Origin of the sequence: Nonomuraea mesophila (genome assembly GCF_004352805.1) — a bacterium.
Classification (GTDB): Bacteria; Actinomycetota; Actinomycetes; order Streptosporangiales; family Streptosporangiaceae; genus Nonomuraea; species Nonomuraea longispora.
Genome location: NZ_SMLD01000365.1, coordinates 1 through 1,595 on the forward strand (window position 1 = coordinate 1; position 1,595 = coordinate 1,595).

Consider the following 1,595-nt stretch of genomic DNA (forward strand, 5'->3'; position numbering starts at 1 on the left):
GAGACAGACCTCTGTCCAAGCGCGGCCGGACGCCTCCCGGCCCGCGGCAGCACCCTCCCCCACCTCCTCCCAGCGGTACCGGGTCGTCTGGCGCTGGCACTTCTACGCCGGCCTGTTCGTGGCCCCCGTCCTGCTGGTCCTCGCCGTCACGGGCTCGATCTACCTGTTCAAGGAGCCGTTCGAGGCGTGGCGCTACCAGGACGTACGCGCCCTCGCCGAACCCGTCACCACGCCCCGCCCCCTGTCCGAGCAGATCGCCGCCGCGCAGAGGACGCTTCCCGGCACGCCCGTCATGTCCGTCATACCGCCCACGTCCCCCGACCGCACCACCCGCGTCATCCTCCAGGGCTCGGAGTCAGGCCCGTTCGCCGAGGGCATCTCGGTGTACGTCGACCCCGCGGCCGCCCAGGTCGTGGGCCAGATCGACGACTCGGCCACGTTCATGCGCGTCGTACGGACGATCCACGGTGAGCTGATGTCCGGCACGGTCGGCGACCGGATCGTGGAGATCGCCGCGTGCTGGGCGCTGATCCTCGTCGCCACGGGCACGTACCTGTGGTGGAGCGGCCGGCGTACCCGCGCGAAGCCCGCCAGGTCCGGCCGCGGCCGGCTGCGCCGCGTGCACATCGTGACCGGCGTCGGCGGGGGCGCGGTGGTGGTGTTCCTCGTCCTGTCCGGGCTGCCGTGGTCGGGCGTGTGGGGTGAGAATCTGAAGCGCGTCCAGGCCTCCACCGGATCCACGACCCCCAGCGCGGACGACTACCCGAACACCTCCACCCCGCCCCTGTCCGGCGACCTGTCCGACCACCCGGACGCCAAGGTGCCCTGGGCCGCGGAACGCCTTCCCGTACCGCCCTCCGATGACGAGCACGCCGGGCACGGGAGCACGGCCGGTGTGCTGCAGCCCGGCGCCCTGCCCGTCGAGGCCGCCCTGACCGCCGCCAAGCCGCGGATCAGGCAGTGCCCGGCCGCCGAGTGCGACGTCAAGGTCCTGCTGCCCGACGGGCCGCGCGGCGTCTACACGATCGTGGCCGAGCACCGCCGCGACCCGTCGGCCGCGCAGACCCTCCACGTCGACCAGTACAGCGGCCGCGTGCTCATCTCGTACGGCTGGGACGAGTACGGCGTCATGGCCAAGGCCGTCGAGCAGGGCATCGCGCTGCACGAGGGCCGCAGGTACGGGACCGCGAACCTGGTCGTCATGCTCGGTGCCTGCCTGACCCTGATCACGCTGGTGGTCACCGGGGCGTGGATGTGGTGGAAGCGCCGCCCGCGCGGCCGGGCCGGTGCCCCCGCCCGCGCCACGAACCGGCGCACGGCGTACGGCGTGATGGCCATCATGGCGCTGCTCGGCCTGCTGTTCCCGCTGGCGGGCGTCACGATGGCGGCGGTGCTGCTGCTGGACTGGCTGGTGCTGCGCCGCATCCCGGCGGTCGCGCGCGTGTTCGGCTGACCCCGTACGCACCATCGCCCACGACCGGGGACGGGAGGGCCTCGCCGCACACCACGACGTACGGCGAGGCCCCTTTTTGCTCCCCGGAACGGGGAGGCCCGTCAGGTGAGCAGCCCGGCGAGGGCCAGGGCGGGTTCGGGGT

Annotated in this window: 1 protein-coding gene; it reads left to right on the plus strand. The window is 73.4% G+C overall.

What is annotated here, in order from left to right:
* Window positions 1-1,453 (plus strand): PepSY-associated TM helix domain-containing protein (locus tag E1295_RS48045; protein ID WP_132642069.1); only part of this gene is annotated, 1,453 nt, incomplete at its 5' end.
* Window positions 1,454-1,595: the final 142 nt, after the last annotated feature.